The following is a 19,959-nucleotide window of genomic DNA, read 5'->3' as shown; positions in this document are numbered from 1 at the left end:
AAAATGTTGTTTGATATAACATACAATAATAAAGAAAGTGTATTAAAAATCAATGAATTAATAGGTGAGCCTATGTCTTTTTTACAATCTATAAAAATTAAAGGAGTTGGTTCGAGTAGAATGATTGTTGAAGGAGTAAGTGAAAGCTTTAAAAGTATTTTAACAACAATTAGCGATTTAAATTATGGAAGTATAGAAATACGTCCTAAAGGAATTATAGTTTACATAGCTAATAAATTACAACGCTTTTGCTGGGTAATACCTTTTTATAAAATAGTGGTTTTTAATCATGAATTCTTTAGTATTCATTCCGATAACCACTTTATTAGGTTTAGAAAAGATAATAAATATAATCAGAATAAAAAATTTATAAAAAAAATGATGGATTTGAAAATGACATCAACACAAAGTTATTTTTTATGACATTAAGAGAGATAGATAGAGTTATTGAGATGGCTTGGGAAGATCGAACAACTTTTGACGCTATAAAACTTCAATTTGACTTAAAAGAACAAGAAGTAATTAATTTAATGCGAAGAGAATTAAAACCATCAAGTTTTAAATTATGGAGGAAAAGAGTACAGGGTAGAAGAACAAAACATCAAGCAAAAAGAATATTTAATAAAGGAAGGTTTAAATGTACCAGGCAAAGAAGTATAAGTAATAATAAAATAGCAAAACGATAAATGAAGCAAGCAAAAGTGGCTATTACGAGAAAAGAACATTTTAATGCAGCCCACAGGTTGCATAATACGAAATGGTCTGAAGCAAAAAACAAAGAAGTTTTTGGCAAATGTAATAATCCAAATTTTCATGGCCATAATTATGAGTTAGAAGTAACTATTGTAGGAGAAGTAAATGAAAACACAGGATATGTAATTGATACAAAAGTTTTATCTAACCATATACAAAAAGAAATAATAGATTGTTTAGATCATAAAAACTTAAATAAAGAAGTAGAAGAATTTAAAACACTCAATCCAACAGTAGAAAATATAGCAATTGTAATTTATAACAAACTAAGGTTAGTGATAAATAATCATTTAGAAATTAAAATAAAACTTTATGAAACACCTAGAAACTTTGTTGAATACCCCTGTTAGTGATAATATAAAGAACTTATCGGTTGAAGAAATTGGAGATGATCATATTTATACAGGAATTGAAACGCCTATGGTAGAAGATGCTTTTTTAATTTCTGATGAGGAAAAAAAAGAAAAAATAGCACAATTATTTTCAGAAATAATGCAAACTATTGGGCTTGATTTAAATAATGACTCTCTTAAAGGTACTCCACAAAGAGTAGCTAAAATGTATATAGATGAAATTTTTTCAGGTTTAAATCCAGCCAATAAGCCTAAAATAGCATTGTTTGAAAATAGGTACCAATATAACCAAATGTTGGTAGAAAAAGACATACAGTTTTATTCTAATTGCGAACATCATTTTGTACCAATAATAGGAAAAGCACATGTGGCTTATGTTTCATCAGGAAAAGTTATAGGCTTATCAAAATTAAACAGAATTGTTCAGTTTTATGCTAAAAGACCCCAAGTACAAGAACGCTTAACTAATCAAATAGCCAGAGATTTACAAGAGATATTACAAACAGAAGACGTAGCTGTAATTATAGATGCAAAGCATTTATGTGTTTCTTCTAGAGGAGTTAAAGATGATTCGTCATCAACAGTTACCTGTTTTTATGGAGGCATTTTTAATACCTCAGAAAAAATTGTTGAACTTCAAAATTATTTAAAATGAGTACAATAAACTTACTTGAAGAAGCTTTAGAATTTGAGAAAAATTACAAATCTTTTAAAACAAGAAATGAAAAAATTTTAGCATCAAGGAAAGCGAAAGAAATTATTTTATCAATTAATGAAGTGTATAAAAAGAGTAAAGATAAAAAGTTGATGGATGTTATGAAACTCATAACAACTATTAAACAAAAAGTAGAAAAACGATTAAAAGGACGATTATGAAAACAATTGTTGTAGTTGGTGGTAGTAGTGGTATTGGTAAGGCGATAATAACCAAATTAAAACACACACATAAAATAATTAACATTAGTAGAACAGCACCGTCTAATATTGAAAATATAAAACATTACGCATGCGATGTTACCAAAGACGAACTTCCAGAATTAGAAGAAATTCACGGATTAGTTTATTGTCCCGGAAGCATTAATCTAAAATCCTTTTCAAGATTAAAATTAGAAGACTTTCAATCTGATTTAGATATTAACGTTCTTGGAGCAATTAAAACGCTAAAATCTTATGAAAGTTTGCTAATTCAAAATAACGGAAGCGTTGTGCTATTTAGTACGGTAGCTTCGTTTTTAGGAATGCCTTTTCATGCAAGCATAGCAACTAGTAAATCAGCAGTAGAAGGGTTAATCAAATCGTTGGCAGCAGAATACGCTACGAAAGTTAGATTCAATGCAATTGCTCCTACGGTTACTGATACACCTTTAGCAGCTCGCTTATTACGAAATGAAAAACAACAAGAGAGTATGCAGAACAGACACCCATTAAAAAAATACCTAAAAGCAGAAGAAGTAGCTAGTTTAGCTACCTATTTACTGTCTGACGAAGCATCAGCAATTACTGGACAAGTAATTCCTGTAGATGCAGGAATTGTAAGTGTAAAAATTTAAATAGTAAATAATGAAATGGCTTTTAATTTTAAGTTTTCTTATGTGTTTAAATGATGAAATTATAATTTTTGATAAAGATAATAACACCCAAAATTGGTATGTTGTTAATGATACTGTGATGGGAGGAATTTCTACATCAGCTGTAAAAATTAATGATAAGGGAAACTTAATCTTTTCGGGGAAAGTATCTACTGAAAATAATGGTGGATTTTCGATGACGAGAATGCCAATAGCCATAGGTTTAAACACACAACATTCAAAAATTGTATTAAAAGTAAAAGGAGATGGTAAACAATATCAACTACGATTAAAATCAAATGAGTCTCAACGTTACTCATACGTACAAGTATTTAGAACAAATACACAAGAACAAGAAATTACATTACCATTAACAGGATTTTATCCTACCTTTAGGGGTAGAAAGTTAAATTTTGGTAAATTCTCTGATAACCAAATAGAAGAGGTAGCAATTTTAATAGGAAATAAAAAAGACGAAGATTTTTCGTTAGAAATCATAAAAATAGCAATTCAATAAAATGAACACAGTAAAAATATTCTTAATCATGGCACTATTTAGTTTATCAGGTAAAGCGCAAACAGTAACTCCTAAAGAATCGTTATACGGCATAAATATTGAAGGTATTAATGGAGAAAACTTAGACCTTAACAAGTTTAAAGGGAAAAAAATATTATTTGTAAATGTAGCATCAAAATGTGGTTTTACCAATCAGTATGAAGGTTTACAAGAACTGTACTCAAAACATAAGGATAAATTAGTAGTTGTAGGTTTACCATGTAATCAATTTGGAGGTCAAGAACCAGGAACAATAAAAGAAATTCAATCGTTTTGTAGTGTAAACTATGGAGTAGATTTTCCTATGACAGAAAAAATTGAAGTTAAAGGAGAAAATCAACACCCGTTATATCAATGGTTAACACAAAAAGATAAAAATGGAAAAATGAGTTCTTCAGTAAAATGGAATTTTCAAAAATACTTGGTAGATGAAGAAGGAAAGTTAATTGATGTTTTTTACTCAATAACCAAACCAATGAGTAAGAAAATTACCAAATTAATATAAAAATGAAGAAAAAACCAGATAATGTAGTTTTTAATGAGGAAACAAATGAATATGATGCGTATTTAAAACCATATGCAACTAATTTTACAGCACCAGTTATTAAAGAAAGTAATTCAATAAGCTGGAAAAAACAAAACATTTACCAGGCAAATGCTCAATTTTTAGCATCTTTTGAAGAAATAAAACAACAATACAACAATCTTGTAAAAGAGTATCAATATAATGAGCTTATTTATAGTGCTAAATTTAACTTTGAGCCAATTGTAGGTAAGGTCTATCATTTGTATAGAAAAGAAAAAAACACGTTATTTTTATCAATATTAAGCCCTAATGAATGTGGTTTCAATTTTGTTGGTAGTTTTCAACTTAACTCAGACAAAGTCTGGAAAAAAGTAAAATAAACAATGGTACTATTTAAAAAGCATTCGGGTATTTATACCTTATCTACTGAACAAATATTAAACGTTCGGTTAGAAAAAGCATGGGAATTTTTCAGTTCTCCAGGAAATTTGCAAAAAATAACCCCTTCACATATGGGGTTTCAAATTACTTCAGAGGTTGATAAAAAAGCCTATGCAGGACAAATAATTACCTACAAAGTAGGGATTTTACCAGGCATTAAGTCTAGTTGGGTTACCGAAATTACACAAGTAAAAGAACAACAATTTTTTATAGATGAACAGCGATTTGGTCCTTATAGCATGTGGCATCACGAACACTGGTTTGAAGAGTTGCCAAATGGAAAAACGTTAATGAAAGACAAAATTTCATACAAGATACCTTTTGGTTTTTTAGGACATATTGCCCAATCAATCTTTATAAAAAGGCAGTTAAAAGAAATTTTTGAACATCGTTATCGTACGTTAGAAAAACTATTTAATGGAAAATAAAGTATCTATTTTTTGGTTTCGTCGTGACATACGTTTAGAAGATAATAAAGGTTTACATGAAGCACTGCAATCAGGAAACAAGGTAGTTCCGTTATTTATTTTTGATGAAGATATTTTAGAAAGCCTTCCTAAAAATGATGCTCGAGTAACTTTTATTTACGAAACCTTGCAAAACTTAGACGAAGAGCTGAAAAAGCATCAATCTTCTCTGGTAGTTAAAAAAGGAAAACCATTAGCAATTTGGAAAAAACTAACTGAAGAATTTATAATTGAAGCAGTTTACACAAATAAAGATTACGAACCTTACGCGACTAAAAGAGATAAGGAAGTAGAAGACTTTTTAGTGTCAAAAGGAATAATATTTAATGCTTTTAAAGATCAAGTAATTTTTGAAGAAAACGAAGTTGTAAAGAACGATGGAACTCCGTATACGGTTTTCACACCTTATAAAAACAAGTGGTTACAAAACTTTTCAGAAAAGAGAGATACACAAGAGTTTACCATAAATTTTACTAACTTCTATCAATTCTCTTTTGAGTTTCCGTCCTTAGCTTCCTTAGGTTTTAAAGAAAGTACGATTAAAGTAAAACCATACAACCTATCTAATTTAGAGGAATATGATGAGGTGAGAGACTTTCCCTCGCAAGATAAAACCTCGTATTTATCACCTTATTTACGTTTTGGATTGGTTAGTACACGAAAAATGATTCGTTTTGCGTTAAAAACCAATCAAACTTTTTTAAGTGAGCTAATTTGGCGTGAGTTTTTTATGCAAATTTTATATCATTTCCCGAAAGTAGTTACTGAGAATTTTCGAGAAAAATATAATGCTGTTCCTTGGAGAAATAACGAAGAAGAATTTAAAAAATGGTGTGAAGGTAAAACTGGGTACCCTATGGTTGATGCGGGCATGCGAGAGTTGAATGAAACTGGATACATGCATAACAGAGTACGTATGATAACCGCAGGCTTTTTATGTAAGCATTTATTGATTGATTGGCGCTGGGGAGAAGCGTACTTTGCAGAAAAGCTGTTGGATTATGACCTGTCAGCAAATAACGGAAATTGGCAATGGGCTGCAGGTACGGGTTGCGATGCAGCTCCGTATTTTAGAGTATTCAATCCAGAATCTCAGTTAAAAAAGTTTGATAAAGATTTAAAGTATGTTAGAAAATGGGTAAAAGACTTTGATGAATTAACTTACCCACAACCTATGGTAGAGCATAAGTTTGCAAGAGAGCGAGCAATTGACACCTATAAAAAAGCACTACAATAAAAAAAGGTTCAGAAAATTCTGAACCTTTTTTAGTATGTATTAAGCAATATAGTCTTTTGCTCTCTCTAATGCTTTTGGAATTCCTCCAGGGTTTTTACCACCAGCGGTTGCGAAGAAATTTTGTCCACCACCACCACCGTGGATTAGTTTTCCTAATTCTCTAACAACTTTACCAGCATCGTACCCTTTTTCGTTAGCCAAATCTTTAGAAATATAACACGTTAACATTGCTTTTTCAGCAGAAGGAGCGGTAGCAAATACCACAAATAAATTGTTAACTTCGCCTCCTAACTCAAATAATAAGTTTTTAATGCTGTTAGGATCTAAATCTACTTTTGTTGCTAAAAACTGAACTCCATTCACCTCTTGTAATTGGTTTTTAAGTTCGCCTTTCATGTTTTTAGCTTTATCTTTTAATAGTTGCTCAACTTGCTTTTTTAAAGCTGTATTTTCATCTTGTAAACTACTTACTGATTTAGCAACGTCTTTAGGGTTTTTCAATAATTGTTTTACAGCATCGTAGTTACGCTCAACATCTTCAAAATAATCACCAACAGCAACATTGGTAATTGCTTCAATCCTTCTAATTCCTGCAGCAACAGCACCTTCCGATTTTATTTTGAAATACCAAATATCACCTGTTTGTTGTACGTGCGTACCTCCACATAATTCCATAGATTGTCCAAAACGGATGGTACGAACACTATCTCCATACTTTTCTCCAAATAAAGCAACAGCACCTTCATCAATAGCTTGTTGCATTGGTATATTTCTTTGCTCTTGTAATGGAAGATTTTCACGAATACGAGCGTTTACAAACTCTTCAACAGCTTCTAGTTGATCATTGTCTACTTTAGAAAAGTGAGAAAAGTCAAAACGTAAATAATCAGGACTCACCAACGAACCTTTTTGTTCTACATGGTCTCCTAAAATAGTACGTAACGCTTGGTGTAATAAGTGGGTAGCTGAGTGATTACTAGCAGCTAAACTCCTATGTTCTTTATTTACAACAGCCTTAAAAGTTTCGTGTAAGTTTTTAGGTAAATTCTTAGCAAAATGAATGATAACATTGTTCTCTTTTTTGGTGTCAAGCACATAAATAATATCACCATTAGGAGATTCAATATATCCTTTGTCACCAACCTGTCCACCACCTTCTGGATAAAAAGGAGTCATGTTGAATACCAGTTGATATTGGTCTCCGCCTTTTTTAGTACTAACTTTTCTGTAGCGAGTTAGTTTTACATTAGTGGTTAATATGTCGTACCCGATAAACTCTTCAACATCATCATCTAATAAAGTAACCCAATCACCCGTTTCACTAGCAGAAGCTGCACGAGAACGCTCTTTTTGAGCTTTCATACCAGCATTAAATTCCTCTTCATTAATTTCATACCCCTTTTCACGAGCAATTAACTGCGTTAAATCAAGAGGGAATCCGTAAGTGTCATATAATTCAAAAGCACGTTTACCAGATACAGTTTTACCATTAGTAGTTGCAATAACTTGATCTAATAATAATAATCCTTGGTCTAGTGTACGTAAGAAAGAAGTTTCTTCTTCCTTAATAACATTGTGTACTAAAGTATTTTGTTTTCTAATTTCAGGGAATGCGCTTCCCATTTGATGTGCTAAGGTTTCTGCTAACTTATAAATAAAAGGCTCTTTTTGGTTTAAGAAAGTAAATCCGTAACGAATAGCACGACGTAAAATTCTACGTATTACATAACCTGCACCATTATTACTAGGTAACTGACCATCTGCAATCGCAAAAGCAACAGCACGAACGTGATCAGCAACTACACGAATAGCAATGTCTACTTTTTCGTCCTTACCATAATCAGCACCTGTAATTGTTTCAATTTCTCTGATTAATGGAGTGAAAACATCTGTATCGTAGTTAGATTGAACCCCTTGTAATACCATACATAAACGCTCAAATCCCATTCCTGTATCGATATGTTTTGCAGGAAGTTCAACTAACGAACCATCAGCTTTACGATTGTATTGCATGAATACCAAGTTCCAGATTTCAACAACCTGAGGGTGGTCTTCGTTTACTAACGATTTTCCATCAACCTTTGCTTTTTCTTCTGCAGAGCGAATATCAACATGAATCTCAGAACACGGACCACAAGGACCTTGTTCTCCCATCTCCCAGAAGTTATCTTTTTTGTTACCCATTAAGATACGATCTTCAGCAATGTATAGTTTCCAAATATCGTAAGCCTCTTGATCCATTTTTGTACCGTCCTTTTCATCACCTTCAAAAACGGTTACGTATAAAATGTCTTTATCTACTTTATAAACTTCAGTTAATAATTCCCAAGCCCAAGCAATAGCTTCTTTCTTAAAGTAATCACCAAAACTCCAGTTACCTAACATTTCAAACATGGTGTGGTGGTAAGTATCGTAACCAACCTCTTCCAAATCGTTGTGTTTACCAGAAACACGTAAACATTTTTGGCTATCAGAAATTCTACCATTTTTAGGAGTTGAGTTTCCTAAGAAAAACTCTTTAAATGGCACCATACCAGCGTTGGTAAACATCAAGGTAGGATCGTTCTTTAAGACCATGGGTGCTGAAGGAACAATGTCGTGTTGTTTTGATTTAAAAAAATCTAAAAATTTAGCTCTAATATCTTGAGATTTCATACAACTCTGGGTATCTGGGTTTTGTTAAATTATAATTAAAAAACTACTCAAAAAAAGAAGTTTTAAAAGATTTTGTAAATTTGTGAGTTTCCAAATTGTACATCCCCTTAAGGATGCTTAATTTAAAAAGCACAAAAATAGTACATTTAGCATTATGGCAAAAGTAAAATATTATTACGATCCAGAGACTTTATCTTACCGAAAGATAGAAGTTAAAAGAAGCGAAAAGTATAAAAAAACGTTTTTAGGGTTATTAAGTGTTTTGTTAATTGCTTTTTTTGGTTTTATAGGGTTTAGTCAATTTTTGATGTCTCCTAAAGAACGTACCCAAAAAAGAGAATTAGAAAATTTAAAGCTTCACTATGAGTTACTTTCTAAAAAGATGGAAGAAAGCTCAGAAATTTTATCAGAATTACAAAATAGGGATAATAATATTTATAGAACTTATTTTGAAGCAAGTCCAATTCCAGAAGAACAACGAAAAGCAGGTTTTGGTGGTGTAAATAGGTACAAACACTTAGAGGGGTTTGATAATAGTTCTATGGTCAAAAAAGTAACTAAGGAGCTTGATATTTTATCTAAACAAATGGTTGTACAATCTAAATCGTTAGATGAAATTGTTGCGCTAGCAAAAGAAAAAGAAAAAATGTTAGCTTCAATACCTGCTATTCAGCCAGTAAAGAATGAAGATTTAAAAAGAATGGCATCAGGTTATGGTATGCGTTTGCACCCTATATTAAAGTCGTGGCGTATGCATAATGGAATGGATTTTACAGCACCTACGGGTACACCAATTTTTGCATCAGGAAACGGTATTGTTAAAAAAGCGCATAGAAGTTCTACCTTTGGTAATGTAGTTTATATCAATCATGGTTATGGTTATGAAACTATTTATGCACACATGAACAAGATTATAGCCAGAAAAGGACAAAAAGTAAAACGTGGTGATTTAATAGGTTATGTAGGTAACACTGGTCGTTCTGCAGCGCCTCACTTGCATTATGAAGTACATAAAAACGGTAGACCAGTTAATCCGATTTATTACTACTACGGAGACTTAACACCTGAAGAGTTTGTAGCTATGCAAAAAGCTTCGCAACAAAAAGGTCAATCGTACGACTAATTTTATAGAAGCTGTGAGAAATGCACATAGACTTACCAGACAAACGATACTATAAAATAGGAGAAGTAGCCAATGCTTTTGGAGTAAACAGTTCCTTAATTCGATTTTGGGATAAAGAGTTTGAAATTATCAATCCTAAAAAAAATGCCAAAGGCGATCGGTTGTTTACACAAGAAGACGTAAAAAACTTTAAAATTATTTATAACCTCGTAAAAGAAAGAGGTTTTACTTTAGATGGCGCAAAACAAAAGCTAAAGAAAAACCCAGAAGGAGTCTTAAATAATCAGGAAATTATTAGTAGATTAGAAACTGTAAAAGCAGAGTTAATAAAAATTAAAAATCAATTATAATTACAAAAAATCAAAAATTATGAAAAAATGGTTAGTGCCTTTAATTATTATAGGAGTTCTAGTATTTGGAATTTATTCATGGGCAAAAGGGTTTTATAATACAGCTGTAACATACCAAGAAGATGCTAAAACTACATGGTCTAATGTAGAGAGTTCTTACCAACGAAGAAACGACTTAATTGGTAACTTAGTAAAGACTGTACAAGGAGCAGCCGATTTTGAAAAAAGTACGTTAACAGAGGTAATTAATGCAAGAGCAAAAGCAACCTCAGTAAATGTTAATGCTGGAGACTTAACGCCAGAAAATATGGCGCAATTTCAACAAGCACAAACAGGGTTAAGCGGAGCTTTATCTAAGTTATTAGTGTCTGTAGAGCGTTATCCAGATATCAAAGCAAACAAAAACTTCTTAGAATTACAAAGTCAGTTAGAAGGAACAGAAAACAGAATCAATGTAGCACGTGATCGTTACAACGAAGCTGTAAACGTTTACAATAAGCACATTAAAATGTTCCCTGGAAACATGCTAGCAGGTATGTTCAATTTAACAGAAATGACACGTTATAAATCAGATGCAGGTTCAGAGAATGCTCCTGATGTAGATTTTAAATTCTAAAAACATATGTCTAAAGTAGAAGATTTTCTTACTTCAAAAGAAGAAGAGGAAATCGTTCAGGCTATTAGAGAAGCAGAACGAAATACTTCTGGTGAAATTCGTGTACACATAGAGAAAACTACAGATGTTTCTCATTATGACCGAGCACTAGAAGTATTTCAAATGCTTAAAATGTTTAACACCCAACAGCGAAACGGTGTATTATTATACATTGCTGTTGACGATCATAAATTTGTAATTTATGGTGATGAAGGTATAAACAACGTAGTTCCAGAAAACTTTTGGGAAACAACCAAAGAAGCCATCCAAAATCAGTTTAAACAAGGGAATTTTAAACAAGGAATTATAGATGGTGTGCTAAAAGCAGGAAAAGAATTACACGCTCACTTTCCATGGACTACAGATGATGAAGATGAGCTAAGCAACGAAATATCAAAAGGCTAAAACCTTCATAGAAGGAAGAAATATGATAAAAAATATAACGTCATTATATAAAAGAACAAACAAGTTACAGAACGTAAAAGTTGTTCTTTTTTTTATTGCATTTTTATGTGGACACACTCTTTTCTCACAAGGATTTGAAATTCCTGAGACACCTAAAGAGCAAACAAGTGTTTACGATTATATCAACCTTTTATCACCCAATCAAAAGGAAAGCTTAGAAAATAAGCTAATTAAGTATGCTGATACTACTTCAACACAAGTAGTAGTGGCAATTATAAGCTCAACCGAAGGTGAAGAAATAGGGTATTTAGCTACCAATTGGGCGCACAAATGGGGTATAGGAGGAAGCAAAGAGCAGGATAACGGAGTATTCATGTTACTGGCAAAAGATGATCGTAAAGTAACCATCCGAACAGGTTATGGAACCGAGCACTTATTAACCGATTATGTTTCTCGACAAATTATAGAATACGATATTATTCCTTACTTTAAACAAGGTGACTATTACGCTGGGTTAAACAGTGGAGTAGATGCTGTTTTTAAAGTAATGAGTGGCGAATACAAAGGATCTAGAAAGCAATCTAAAAAAACAGACTTTAGCTTTATTATCTTTATCATCATTCTGGTAGTATTTTTTATCATTATTTCAAGCGGAAATAGAGGAAATCGTGGTGGAGGAAGAAATTATAGAAAAACAGATTCTGTTAGAGATTTACTAGATATCATTATTTTAAGCAACGCAGGTAGAGGCGGTTTTGGCGGAGGAAGCTTCGGTGGAGGATCGTCAGGAGGCTTTGGAGGCGGAGGCGGCTTCGGCGGAGGTTTCGGAGGCGGAGGATTTGGTGGTGGTGGAGCTACAGGAGGCTGGTAATTTGTATATGAAAAAACTCAGTATATTTTTCTTTTTTTTAATTTTTGTGAGCTGTCAAAACTATGGAGAGCTCAAGGTTGTCACGGTTTTACCTAAGTTACTTGATGAGGTTTCTGGAATTCAGAAGGAAGCAAACTCTGATAAGGTTTGGATGGTAAATGATAGTGGTAATAAATCTGAATTATACAAAGTAACCTCTGAAGGTAAAATTGAAAAAACTACATCAATAAACGCTAAAAATTACGATTGGGAAGATTTAACTTCTGATGATAATGGGAACTTATATGTTGCAGATTTCGGAAATAATGATAATAAAAGAAAGAATTTAGTAATTCTAAAAATCAAGAAAGAAGACTTGTTAAATGGAGACAATATAGAGGTAGAAAAAATACAATTTTCATACCCTAATCAAACTAAGTTTCCGCCCAAAAAGAAAGACCGTTTTTTTGATGCAGAATCGTTAATTTATAAAGATGGGTTTCTGTACATTTTTACCAAAAGTAGGGTTAAAAATAAGCAAGGTAAAACAATGTTGTATAAAGTTCCGGCAACAAAAGGAGAGTATACAGCTAAGTATATAGCAGAGTATTCAAACTGTAATGATCTACATTGTGCAGTTACAGCAGCAACGACATCGCCAGATAAACAAAAAGTGGTTTTATTGACACACAAATCGGTATTAGTATTTACTAATTTTAACGGAGACGACTTTTTTAGTGGAGATGTAAAAGAATACACATTCAATCATATCTCTCAAAAAGAAGGAATTACTTTTAAAGATGATACAACTCTATATATAACTGACGAAGCCGATAAAAAAGGAAGTAGTAAGTTGTATGAATTTAGATTAAAGGACTAAAAGAAAAATCAGTTACCAAAGCTTTAGACGATGATAACTGAAAGGGGAGGGGAATAATCAACTTTTAACTGTTTATAAATAATCTATTTGCCTAGAATAACCCGCATTTATAGCTAATAAAATGGAATCTTCTCGGCTAAAACTAAACGGAATAACAGAGCTTAAGGGTTCTTCAAGCTTCTCTTCTATTGTTTGTTTAGACAACATTAAAGCCTGCTCTACCAATTTATGATATTCGGTTATAAAGTATTTTTTAGGTAAGTTTTCAAACTTAGCAACATCAAAATCATAAAATTTAGTTCTTGTAATAGCTTTGTATTCCTGGTTGTTATGTATAAACAAATAAGTAAGGTCAACGTGAATAGTAGTATTAGCACCACTAGGATCATCTGGCCAATTATAAATTAATAGGTAGGCTCCATCAATACTAACTTTAGGTTTAGAAATCTCTTCAATCTTTTCAAAACTTGTTAAATCACAAGATCCTGTTTTAATAACTTCTTCTATAGTTTCAACTGTACTCATTATTAATTATTTAATTTTTAGTCAAATATCATAGAAAAATTGATTTTGTTTTTGGGTGTTTTATAAACGCTGGCTATTATTTTATAAACGTTTTGTTAAAGTGTCGTATTTGCAGAAAAAATAAAAATATATAACTACTTTAGTAGGCTAATTAATTATGAAAAATGCCCTTGTTTAAGAAAAAATACTTTTTATATATTGCCTTTATCTGCTTTGTTTTTACAGCATGTACGAGAAATGATGTAGACAAAAACTTACAAGAATATTTACTTTCTATCGATAGTATTTCTCAGCAAAAACCAAAAGAAGGGCTAAGAAAAATAGATAGTTTACTAGAAAAGAAACAAAATTCTAAAAACAGGGCTTTATTGTTGTTTAGCAAAGGAGAGCTTTTTTACCTGAACGATAAGTTAATAGAGGCAAAAAACATTCATTTAGAAACGTATAGGTTATTTACAAACCTTAAAGATGATTATAATAAAGGAAGGAGCTTAATAACATTAAGTGCCACCTGTATGAAGCTAAATGAGTTAGAAGATGCTCAAAAGTATGCGTTGGAAGCTTTAGAAATAGGTAAGAAAATAGAAAATATCAGATTGCAGGCTAAGGCAAATAATCAACTATTCAACCTTCACTTTATTTTAAAAGACTATGAAAAAGCATTGTTGTATATAAAAAGATGTGAAGAGTTGTTTACTGATCCAAACGATCCTAATTCAATTATAGCAATAAAAAGTAACATTGCAGGCGTGTATTTGAAGTTAAAACAATATAACAAAGCACTGAAACAGTTTTCGGAAGCATTGGCTTTGGGTGAGTCTGCAAAAGACCCTAAGACAATTGTAAGTGTTCTTAATAATATTGGATATACGTATTTGGAAGCAAAACGTTTTGAAGAATCGGAGAAGTTCTTACGAGGAGCAGTAAAACTTAACCAAAAAATTAAAACAATTAATGGAGCTCCATATAAAGGCTTAGGAACTCTTTTTTTGGTAACGAATAGGTTAGATTCGGCAGCAGTAAATTATAATAAGGCAATGTCAATCTATAAAAGTAAAAACAGCCTTTCAGAAGAGCTAGAAATACGAGATAAGCTAATATCAATAGCAATCCTTAAAAAGCAGTATCAAAAAGCATTAAACCATCAAATAATACGAGATAGTATTGAGGTGGTAAAAAATAAAAAACAAAATAAAAAACTACTTCATTTTGCCAATGTAAACTATAAAATAAAAGAAAAAGAAATAGCGTTAACACATCAAAAAGAAATAAATAAACAAAATTGGTGGTTAGGAATTAGTGTAATTGTATCGTTGGTACTTATTCTAATTATTGCCCTGTTTATAGGATATAATAATAAGCTGAGAGCAGCAAACAAAGCATCTAAATTAGAACAGCGATTGCTTAGAGCCCAAATGAATCCACACTTTATATTCAACACTTTAGCGGCGATACAAAACATAACGTTAGAAGGAAACCCAGTAAAATCTTCAAACTATATAGCTAAGTTTTCAAAACTCATTCGACAAAATTTTGATTATGTTCGAAAAGAAGAAATTAGTTTAGAAGAAGAACTAGCTATGATTTCTAACTATATAGATACACAACAATTACGCTTTAACAATAGTTTTAGTTATCACATACATATTTCTGAAAACTGTGATACAAAACAAGTAAAAGTACCTCCAATGCTATTACAACCTTTTGTAGAAAATGCTATTGAATATGGTTTGAAAGAAAAGAAATTAGGAGGAATATTGAGTCTCAATATTCGAAAAACAGCACAAGAACTGTTTTTTGAAATTGAAGATAATGGAGTAGGAAGAAAGCAAAAAAAGAGTCAAGAAAAAATAGCAAAAGATTTACACGCTACCGATATTTTTATTGAAAGACTACAGATAAGAAATAAAGGAGAAGAAAAATCTTTTACAATAGAAGATTTACATGATAATGATGGAAACCCATCAGGAACAAAAGTTGTATTTAAATTAAAGTTATAAAATGATAAAAGCGGCTATAATAGAAGATGAGTTTAATGCGTTAAACACCTTAACAAAGTTGTTGCAATACACGCAAAAAGATATAGAAATTGTAGCTAAAATTGATAATGTAGATGAAGCTATAGATTTTTTAAGTAACAACAATTTAGACTTGGTGTTTATAGACATTGAGTTGATTGGTGGAAATGCTTTTCAAATATTAGAAGCTTTAGAAACCATAAACTTTAAAATGATTTTTACCACAGCTTACGATGAGTTTGCTATAAAAGCAATTAAGTTTGATACGGTAGATTATTTATTAAAACCCATAGATTCTGATGAGTTAAATGCTTGTATAGGTCGTTTTAGAACTGAATTTGAAAAAGATAAAAAATATACACAAGCACTACATAAAATAAGTGAATTAGATAAAAAAGAAGCTCAAAAAACATTGCTTATTAAAACTACCGAAGAGCAACATTTTTTACATGTAGATGATATTGTACGCTGCCAATCAGACGGAAGTTATACGCTTTTTTATACTACAGATAAAAAAATAATGAGTGCTAGAAACTTAAAGTATTATGAAAATATTTTAAGCACACATGCCTTTGCTAGGGTACACCAATCTCACTTAATTAATATAAAATATTTAGCTTCAGTAAGTGCTAATACAGTTAAGTTGTCAAGTGGCGAAAATGTTCCTTTATCATCAAGAAAGAAAACGTATTTAAAACAGTTTTTAGAGAATTTTAATACGAATACAAAATAAGAAGTAACACATATAAAACTCATTAAAAGAGAAGAAAAGTTCCCTGTAATTTTGAGGTAAATAATAGAAAGTAACCTTAAAAAACAATCATATGGGACTTAAAGAAAAAAGATTCACCAAGACTTTTCAAGAAGAAAAATATCCTGCTTTAAAGCAACAAATAAACGATGCAGCAGGTTTCGATGTAACAATAGAAGTAGAGTGGGATACCATGTTTGAAGATAAGTTTTTACACTTATATGATGACAGTTACCCTAAAATTTACTTCCAACCACTTATTGATGCTTTTTCAGCCATAGCAACTGATGATATGGGGAAAGAAGCATTGTCAGAATCGTTAAAAAAAGTGGTAATTACCAATAAAGACGATCACCACAACCCAACGCATGCTTATACTTTTGAAGAAGGAGTTTTACAAGTAAACCATAGCCCAATTTTAAACGCAGATAAAGTTCAAGATAGAACAGATGTGCTTGTTGATTTATTAGAGAACAACTTATAGTCTAGTAATCTATAACAAAAAGTAAAAATTGCTATGGAAACAGATTATATCAATCAATTTAAAGCGCAATCACCATCTGTCATAATCCATAACATGTTTAGAGAAAAAAAGCAACTACCAATTGCTTTATCACTAAAAAATGGAGTTTATATAGAGGGTTTTGTGGTTGATGTTGCTAAGGAAGAATATCAAACATTTGTGTGTATGAAAACCGAAGAGCAAGAAGTGTTGTTTTTCGACCTCCAAGAAATTTCAGTTTTACGAATTAAACATCCTAAAAAGATGGCTGTTTCTTTATCAAAAGGAAGCATCAGTCGTCCAATAGGAGAAGAACCTATTAGTGCTTTACAATTAAAAAGATGGGTTTTAGAGCAAGAAGCGTTGCTAGAAGCAACTATTAACTTATCATTTGAAAGCTCTGAATTACAAGAGGCTAATGCTCGTTTAAATTGTAAAGATGTTATTACAAGTTTGTTAAAAGCAAAACAATTAATAATAGAGGATGAAATGGGATTAGCTGCATGGAAAGAAATAAAAACTGTAGCTATAACTAATACAGATAAATTGCAAGTAAGTAAAGAAGGAAGTGTATTGAAAATTGGTGTTGTAATTACTAAAGTATTGCCAAAAGAATTAGAGAATCTTTTTATTGAAAAGATAGAAAAAGTATTGTAGAATAATAAAACTATTAAAAAATGGGCCTTAAAGAAAAAAGAGCAGTTCAAATATTTAAAAACGAATCATTTCCAGCATTAGAAGCGGAAATAAACAATAAAGCAGGATTTAATGTATCATTAAACATAGCATGGGATACGTTGGTAGAAGATAAGTTTTCTCACCTTTACAATGATACGTTTCCAAAAATATATTTTCAACCGTTAATAGAAGCAATTAGTGCTATTAATATTGATGAAATTGGGGGAGAATTGTTAAGAAAAGGATTAAAAGAAGTAAAGATTGTTAATGAAAATAACGAGCATAACTTAGAAAGAGCAATCACTTTTGTAGATGGGGTGTTAACCATTAATCATAGTCCAATTATGAATGCTGATAAGGTGGAAGAGAAAACAGAAAGAATTGTAGATCTTTTAGAAATTCATTTAGAAGAATTTGCAGGAAGTGAAGCCAGTGTTGAGAGTACAGAAAACCCAAATAATATTGTAGGAGGGAAGGTAGATAACACTATAAAGTTGAGCTTACCTCAGTTGCACAACCAATATGTAGCTTTAGCTTTTGAAAAGCAAGATAACTTAGCAGATATTGTTGAGGATTTACCTTGGACTTGTGATATGCTTCAAGGAACGGTAACCTACGGTGATTTAACTTTTAAAATGCAGGTATTAGGAACCTACTCTCACAATGAAAAATCATGGTTATGGGCTTGGGCAAATAAACAAAGCGGTATTCCAGAACAATTTTTAGAAGCTTCATTACAAATGAAAGCTCTAGGAGAACGCCATGGAATAGAAGATTTACTATCCTCAAAAATAGAAACAGAACACGATCCGGGGCATTATTTCTCATTCGTAGCAACAGGAGTAAATCAGGCAAGTTGTTATGCACCATTACCTTTTAAAGGGCTTACTGTGTATGTATTATTATATACGGATATAGTTGATGAAAAAGAGATAAACATTCCTGCTTTAATTTGTTCACACTTCTCAAAAACAACTACTCGTATGGATTTTGAACACAAGCATGCATTGTTTTGCTATTTAGTTCAAAAAGGATATGAAGTTGAGGTATCAGGAAATAATATCGTTGCTAAAAAAGGAGAAGATCAAATTTTAGGAATTTTTGACCTAAAAGGAAGATTATTAAAGTTGTCTAACTCAACAGTTCCTGTAGGAGCTTAAAAAAAGAAAAAGTATGTATCAATCTACCACACTATCAGAATTAGAAAAAGAGCATCAAGACGCATTAACTCAGGCGCAAAATAAGATGATGGAAGATTTGAATCTTGCACAACAGAATGGTGACAACGATTTAATTCACCAAGCAAGTGTTCATTTTCAAAACGTAGCTAAAGAATTAGCAGAACAATACACTAAACGTATTGAAGAAATTAACGAGTTAAACCTTAAAAATGTAACAGAAAACATTCAAGAGGTGTATGATAATTCTAGAGCAGATATTGACTTAAACGCATTGGTATATGACGGTGATCGAGATTATGTTTTAGAGTTTCAAGAAGATGAGTTAATTCAAAAAACCTTAGAAAGAATAAAAGAAAATAATCCAGTCTTTAAATCGAGAAGACATTTGTTGAAATCAAGTTTACGATTAACAAAAATGTTAGCTCCAATGCTTCACGAAATTGGAGAACATTGTAAAGAGGTTTTAAAATTGAAAGCTGATATTGAGTTTTTTGTGTATCAAAACGATAAATTCAATGCGTCATGTTATCCGCCAGATGAAGATAAATTATACATTATTTTAACTTCTGGAATTTTAGAACGTTTTACAAAAGACGAGTTAGCTTTTGTCATTGGTCATGAAATAGGGCATGTATTGTTTGAACACTTTAATTATCCAGTAAAACATATTTTAGACGAAGGTGCAAACGATTTAGCGCCAATTCATGCGATGAAGTTATATGCATGGAATCGTAACGCTGAAATTAGTGCAGATAGAGCTGGCTTATTATGCTGTAAGAGCTTTGAGTCAGCAGCAAGGACATTCTTTAAGCTATCGTCTGGAGTAACTTCTGATTCTTTAGATTTTAAATTAAACGAGTATATCAATCAGTTTTCAGATTTAGAAGAAGTTTTAAATGATGACACACACGATCCATCAGATTGGTATAGCAGTCACCCGTTTAGCCCACTTCGTATTAAAGCGTTAGAGTTATTCAATAAGAGTAAAACGTATGAGTTATTCAACCCTGAAGTTAAAGGAGAAATAACAGAGGAAGCGATGGAGCTAGAAATACAACGAATTATGTCGTTGATGGAGCCAGAAGACTTAGGTAACGAAACTGAACATTCAGAAAAAATTCAACGTTTTATGTTCTTAGGTGGTTATATGATTTCAAAGGCAGATGGCGTTGTGGATGATTCTGAAATACAGGCGTTGAGTAGTGTGGTGTCTCCATCGGTTTTTGCTCAGTGTATGTTAACGATTAAAGGATTAACAGAGCAAGATATTATTGATGAGATTATAGCGCTAGCAAAAGAGTTGGATATTGTAATTTCTGTGATGCAAAAACTAAATATTCTAAGAGATTTGTCTATTATTTCTTATGCTGATGGAAGCATAGATGCTTCAGAAGTTGAGGTGTTGTACAACTTAGCAAGACAATTGTATATAAAGACTGAATTTATTGATAGAATTATCAGCGATGCCCAAGGCGTTGATTAACA

Annotated in this window: 25 protein-coding genes; 23 read left to right on the top strand and 2 right to left on the bottom strand. The window is 31.7% G+C overall.

Going from position 1 to position 19,959, the window contains the following annotated elements; translation table 11 throughout:
* Positions 1–3: 3 nt before the first annotated feature.
* From Q0663_RS11165 to Q0663_RS11115, 11 genes are read left to right on the top strand one after another with little or no spacing between them, the layout of a single operon-like run.
* A complete protein-coding gene (locus tag Q0663_RS11165) occupies positions 4–423 on the top strand; it encodes a hypothetical protein (protein ID WP_299010998.1) in 420 nt (139 codons plus the stop codon).
* The gene (locus Q0663_RS11160; protein WP_047790028.1) at positions 420–686 is read left to right on the top strand and encodes a TIGR03643 family protein; all 267 of its coding nucleotides are present in this window, start codon (positions 420–422) and stop codon (positions 684–686) included. The genes Q0663_RS11165 and Q0663_RS11160 overlap by 4 nt, the downstream gene beginning before the upstream one ends.
* Entirely contained in the window at positions 687–1,103 is a 417-nt protein-coding gene (locus Q0663_RS11155) for a 6-carboxytetrahydropterin synthase (protein ID WP_299010995.1), read from the top strand.
* Positions 1,066–1,761 (top strand): GTP cyclohydrolase I FolE, encoded by a 696-nt coding sequence (gene folE / locus Q0663_RS11150; RefSeq protein WP_047790030.1) that lies wholly within the window; start codon positions 1,066–1,068, stop codon positions 1,759–1,761. Before Q0663_RS11155 ends, folE begins: the two co-directional genes overlap by 38 nt.
* A 5-nt stretch (positions 1,762–1,766) precedes the next feature.
* Complete coding sequence (locus Q0663_RS11145; protein WP_299011289.1) at positions 1,767–1,982, top strand: hypothetical protein; 216 nt, start codon at positions 1,767–1,769, stop codon at positions 1,980–1,982.
* On the top strand, positions 1,979–2,656 hold the full coding sequence (locus tag Q0663_RS11140; protein WP_299010990.1) for an SDR family NAD(P)-dependent oxidoreductase: 678 nt from the start codon (positions 1,979–1,981) through the stop codon (positions 2,654–2,656). Before Q0663_RS11145 ends, Q0663_RS11140 begins: the two co-directional genes overlap by 4 nt.
* Positions 2,657–2,666: 10 nt before the next feature.
* Positions 2,667–3,191: a CIA30 family protein gene (locus tag Q0663_RS11135; RefSeq protein ID WP_299010987.1), complete on the top strand. Its 525-nt coding sequence runs from the start codon at positions 2,667–2,669 to the stop codon at positions 3,189–3,191.
* A 1-nt stretch (position 3,192) separates the two neighbouring features.
* Positions 3,193–3,735, top strand: a complete 543-nt coding sequence (locus tag Q0663_RS11130) for a glutathione peroxidase (RefSeq protein ID WP_299010984.1) — start codon at positions 3,193–3,195, stop codon at positions 3,733–3,735.
* 2 nt (positions 3,736–3,737) lie between these two features.
* Positions 3,738–4,136 (top strand): DUF2452 domain-containing protein, encoded by a 399-nt coding sequence (locus Q0663_RS11125; protein WP_047790033.1) that lies wholly within the window; start codon positions 3,738–3,740, stop codon positions 4,134–4,136.
* A 3-nt stretch (positions 4,137–4,139) separates the two neighbouring features.
* Positions 4,140–4,625 (top strand): SRPBCC family protein, encoded by a 486-nt coding sequence (locus Q0663_RS11120; RefSeq protein ID WP_299010980.1) that lies wholly within the window; start codon positions 4,140–4,142, stop codon positions 4,623–4,625.
* Positions 4,615–5,901 carry a deoxyribodipyrimidine photo-lyase gene (locus Q0663_RS11115; protein ID WP_299010977.1) on the top strand — a complete coding sequence of 429 codons (1,287 nt, stop codon included), beginning with the start codon at positions 4,615–4,617 and terminating at the stop codon, positions 5,899–5,901. The genes Q0663_RS11120 and Q0663_RS11115 overlap by 11 nt, the downstream gene beginning before the upstream one ends.
* Before the next feature lie 39 nt (positions 5,902–5,940).
* Here Q0663_RS11115 and alaS read toward each other — a convergent pair whose 3' ends face one another.
* Positions 5,941–8,556, bottom strand: a complete 2,616-nt coding sequence (gene alaS / locus Q0663_RS11110; protein WP_299010975.1) for an alanine--tRNA ligase — start codon at positions 8,554–8,556, stop codon at positions 5,941–5,943.
* 154 nt (positions 8,557–8,710) lie between these two features.
* On the opposite strand from alaS, the gene Q0663_RS11105 reads away from it, so the two are divergent.
* The 6 genes from Q0663_RS11105 to Q0663_RS11080 are packed head-to-tail and all read left to right on the top strand — an operon-like array spanning position 8,711 to position 12,819.
* Positions 8,711–9,679, top strand: coding sequence for a M23 family metallopeptidase (locus Q0663_RS11105; protein ID WP_299010972.1), 969 nt, complete (start codon positions 8,711–8,713; stop codon positions 9,677–9,679).
* Between the two features lie 20 nt (positions 9,680–9,699).
* Positions 9,700–10,029, top strand: a complete 330-nt coding sequence (locus tag Q0663_RS11100; protein ID WP_299010969.1) for a MerR family transcriptional regulator — start codon at positions 9,700–9,702, stop codon at positions 10,027–10,029.
* Positions 10,030–10,048: 19 nt separating this feature from the next.
* Positions 10,049–10,645, top strand: a complete 597-nt coding sequence (locus tag Q0663_RS11095) for a LemA family protein (RefSeq protein WP_299010965.1) — start codon at positions 10,049–10,051, stop codon at positions 10,643–10,645.
* Positions 10,646–10,651: 6 nt separating this feature from the next.
* Positions 10,652–11,089 carry a TPM domain-containing protein gene (locus Q0663_RS11090; protein ID WP_299010962.1) on the top strand — a complete coding sequence of 146 codons (438 nt, stop codon included), beginning with the start codon at positions 10,652–10,654 and terminating at the stop codon, positions 11,087–11,089.
* Between the two features lie 22 nt (positions 11,090–11,111).
* Positions 11,112–11,960 carry a YgcG family protein gene (locus Q0663_RS11085; RefSeq protein WP_299010960.1) on the top strand — a complete coding sequence of 283 codons (849 nt, stop codon included), beginning with the start codon at positions 11,112–11,114 and terminating at the stop codon, positions 11,958–11,960.
* Between the two features lie 46 nt (positions 11,961–12,006).
* Positions 12,007–12,819 (top strand): hypothetical protein, encoded by an 813-nt coding sequence (locus tag Q0663_RS11080; protein ID WP_299010957.1) that lies wholly within the window; start codon positions 12,007–12,009, stop codon positions 12,817–12,819.
* A 72-nt stretch (positions 12,820–12,891) separates the two neighbouring features.
* On the opposite strand, the gene Q0663_RS11075 is transcribed toward Q0663_RS11080, so the two are convergent.
* Positions 12,892–13,344 carry a hypothetical protein gene (locus Q0663_RS11075; protein WP_299010954.1) on the bottom strand — a complete coding sequence of 151 codons (453 nt, stop codon included), beginning with the start codon at positions 13,342–13,344 and terminating at the stop codon, positions 12,892–12,894.
* A gap of 164 nt (positions 13,345–13,508) precedes the next feature.
* On the opposite strand from Q0663_RS11075, the gene Q0663_RS11070 reads away from it, so the two are divergent.
* The 6 genes from Q0663_RS11070 to Q0663_RS11045 all read left to right on the top strand — a co-directional run bounded on the left by Q0663_RS11070 (position 13,509) and on the right by Q0663_RS11045 (position 19,957).
* Positions 13,509–15,344, top strand: coding sequence for a tetratricopeptide repeat protein (locus Q0663_RS11070; protein WP_299010951.1), 1,836 nt, complete (start codon positions 13,509–13,511; stop codon positions 15,342–15,344).
* A gap of 1 nt (position 15,345) precedes the next feature.
* A complete protein-coding gene (locus Q0663_RS11065) occupies positions 15,346–16,095 on the top strand; it encodes a LytTR family DNA-binding domain-containing protein (protein WP_299010946.1) in 750 nt (249 codons plus the stop codon).
* A 91-nt stretch (positions 16,096–16,186) separates the two neighbouring features.
* Positions 16,187–16,597: a hypothetical protein gene (locus Q0663_RS11060; protein ID WP_299010944.1), complete on the top strand. Its 411-nt coding sequence runs from the start codon at positions 16,187–16,189 to the stop codon at positions 16,595–16,597.
* 33 nt (positions 16,598–16,630) lie between these two features.
* Positions 16,631–17,272 (top strand): hypothetical protein, encoded by a 642-nt coding sequence (locus tag Q0663_RS11055; protein ID WP_299010942.1) that lies wholly within the window; start codon positions 16,631–16,633, stop codon positions 17,270–17,272.
* A gap of 20 nt (positions 17,273–17,292) precedes the next feature.
* The gene (locus Q0663_RS11050; protein WP_299010940.1) at positions 17,293–18,453 is read left to right on the top strand and encodes a DUF6882 domain-containing protein; all 1,161 of its coding nucleotides are present in this window, start codon (positions 17,293–17,295) and stop codon (positions 18,451–18,453) included.
* 13 nt (positions 18,454–18,466) lie between these two features.
* On the top strand, positions 18,467–19,957 hold the full coding sequence (locus Q0663_RS11045; protein ID WP_299010938.1) for a M48 family metallopeptidase: 1,491 nt from the start codon (positions 18,467–18,469) through the stop codon (positions 19,955–19,957).
* Positions 19,958–19,959 lie beyond the last annotated feature (2 nt).

This window comes from uncultured Tenacibaculum sp., from assembly GCF_947504135.1.
GTDB lineage: Bacteria > Bacteroidota > Bacteroidia > Flavobacteriales > Flavobacteriaceae > Polaribacter.
This window is presented reverse-complemented; position numbering and strand designations above follow the sequence as displayed.

Excerpts from the sequence above, each read along its gene's own strand:
- folE (WP_047790030.1), top strand. The coding sequence starts at position 1,066 with ATGAAACACCTAGAAACTTTGTTGAATACCCCTGTTAGTGATAATATA.
- Q0663_RS11165 (WP_299010998.1), top strand. The coding sequence starts at position 4 with ATGTTGTTTGATATAACATACAATAATAAAGAAAGTGTATTAAAAATC.
- Q0663_RS11135 (WP_299010987.1), top strand. The coding sequence starts at position 2,667 with ATGAAATGGCTTTTAATTTTAAGTTTTCTTATGTGTTTAAATGATGAA.
- Q0663_RS11160 (WP_047790028.1), top strand. The coding sequence starts at position 420 with ATGACATTAAGAGAGATAGATAGAGTTATTGAGATGGCTTGGGAAGAT.
- Q0663_RS11070 (WP_299010951.1), top strand. The coding sequence starts at position 13,509 with ATGCCCTTGTTTAAGAAAAAATACTTTTTATATATTGCCTTTATCTGC.
- Q0663_RS11120 (WP_299010980.1), top strand. The coding sequence starts at position 4,140 with ATGGTACTATTTAAAAAGCATTCGGGTATTTATACCTTATCTACTGAA.
- Q0663_RS11100 (WP_299010969.1), top strand. The coding sequence starts at position 9,700 with ATGCACATAGACTTACCAGACAAACGATACTATAAAATAGGAGAAGTA.
- Q0663_RS11155 (WP_299010995.1), top strand. The coding sequence starts at position 687 with ATGAAGCAAGCAAAAGTGGCTATTACGAGAAAAGAACATTTTAATGCA.
- alaS (WP_299010975.1), bottom strand. The coding sequence starts at position 8,556 with ATGAAATCTCAAGATATTAGAGCTAAATTTTTAGATTTTTTTAAATCA.
- Q0663_RS11085 (WP_299010960.1), top strand. The coding sequence starts at position 11,112 with ATGATAAAAAATATAACGTCATTATATAAAAGAACAAACAAGTTACAG.
- Q0663_RS11050 (WP_299010940.1), top strand. The coding sequence starts at position 17,293 with ATGGGCCTTAAAGAAAAAAGAGCAGTTCAAATATTTAAAAACGAATCA.
- Q0663_RS11125 (WP_047790033.1), top strand. The coding sequence starts at position 3,738 with ATGAAGAAAAAACCAGATAATGTAGTTTTTAATGAGGAAACAAATGAA.
- Q0663_RS11075 (WP_299010954.1), bottom strand. The coding sequence starts at position 13,344 with ATGAGTACAGTTGAAACTATAGAAGAAGTTATTAAAACAGGATCTTGT.
- Q0663_RS11095 (WP_299010965.1), top strand. The coding sequence starts at position 10,049 with ATGAAAAAATGGTTAGTGCCTTTAATTATTATAGGAGTTCTAGTATTT.
- Q0663_RS11140 (WP_299010990.1), top strand. The coding sequence starts at position 1,979 with ATGAAAACAATTGTTGTAGTTGGTGGTAGTAGTGGTATTGGTAAGGCG.
- Q0663_RS11065 (WP_299010946.1), top strand. The coding sequence starts at position 15,346 with ATGATAAAAGCGGCTATAATAGAAGATGAGTTTAATGCGTTAAACACC.
- Q0663_RS11105 (WP_299010972.1), top strand. The coding sequence starts at position 8,711 with ATGGCAAAAGTAAAATATTATTACGATCCAGAGACTTTATCTTACCGA.
- Q0663_RS11055 (WP_299010942.1), top strand. The coding sequence starts at position 16,631 with ATGGAAACAGATTATATCAATCAATTTAAAGCGCAATCACCATCTGTC.
- Q0663_RS11090 (WP_299010962.1), top strand. The coding sequence starts at position 10,652 with ATGTCTAAAGTAGAAGATTTTCTTACTTCAAAAGAAGAAGAGGAAATC.
- Q0663_RS11045 (WP_299010938.1), top strand. The coding sequence starts at position 18,467 with ATGTATCAATCTACCACACTATCAGAATTAGAAAAAGAGCATCAAGAC.
- Q0663_RS11060 (WP_299010944.1), top strand. The coding sequence starts at position 16,187 with ATGGGACTTAAAGAAAAAAGATTCACCAAGACTTTTCAAGAAGAAAAA.
- Q0663_RS11115 (WP_299010977.1), top strand. The coding sequence starts at position 4,615 with ATGGAAAATAAAGTATCTATTTTTTGGTTTCGTCGTGACATACGTTTA.
- Q0663_RS11130 (WP_299010984.1), top strand. The coding sequence starts at position 3,193 with ATGAACACAGTAAAAATATTCTTAATCATGGCACTATTTAGTTTATCA.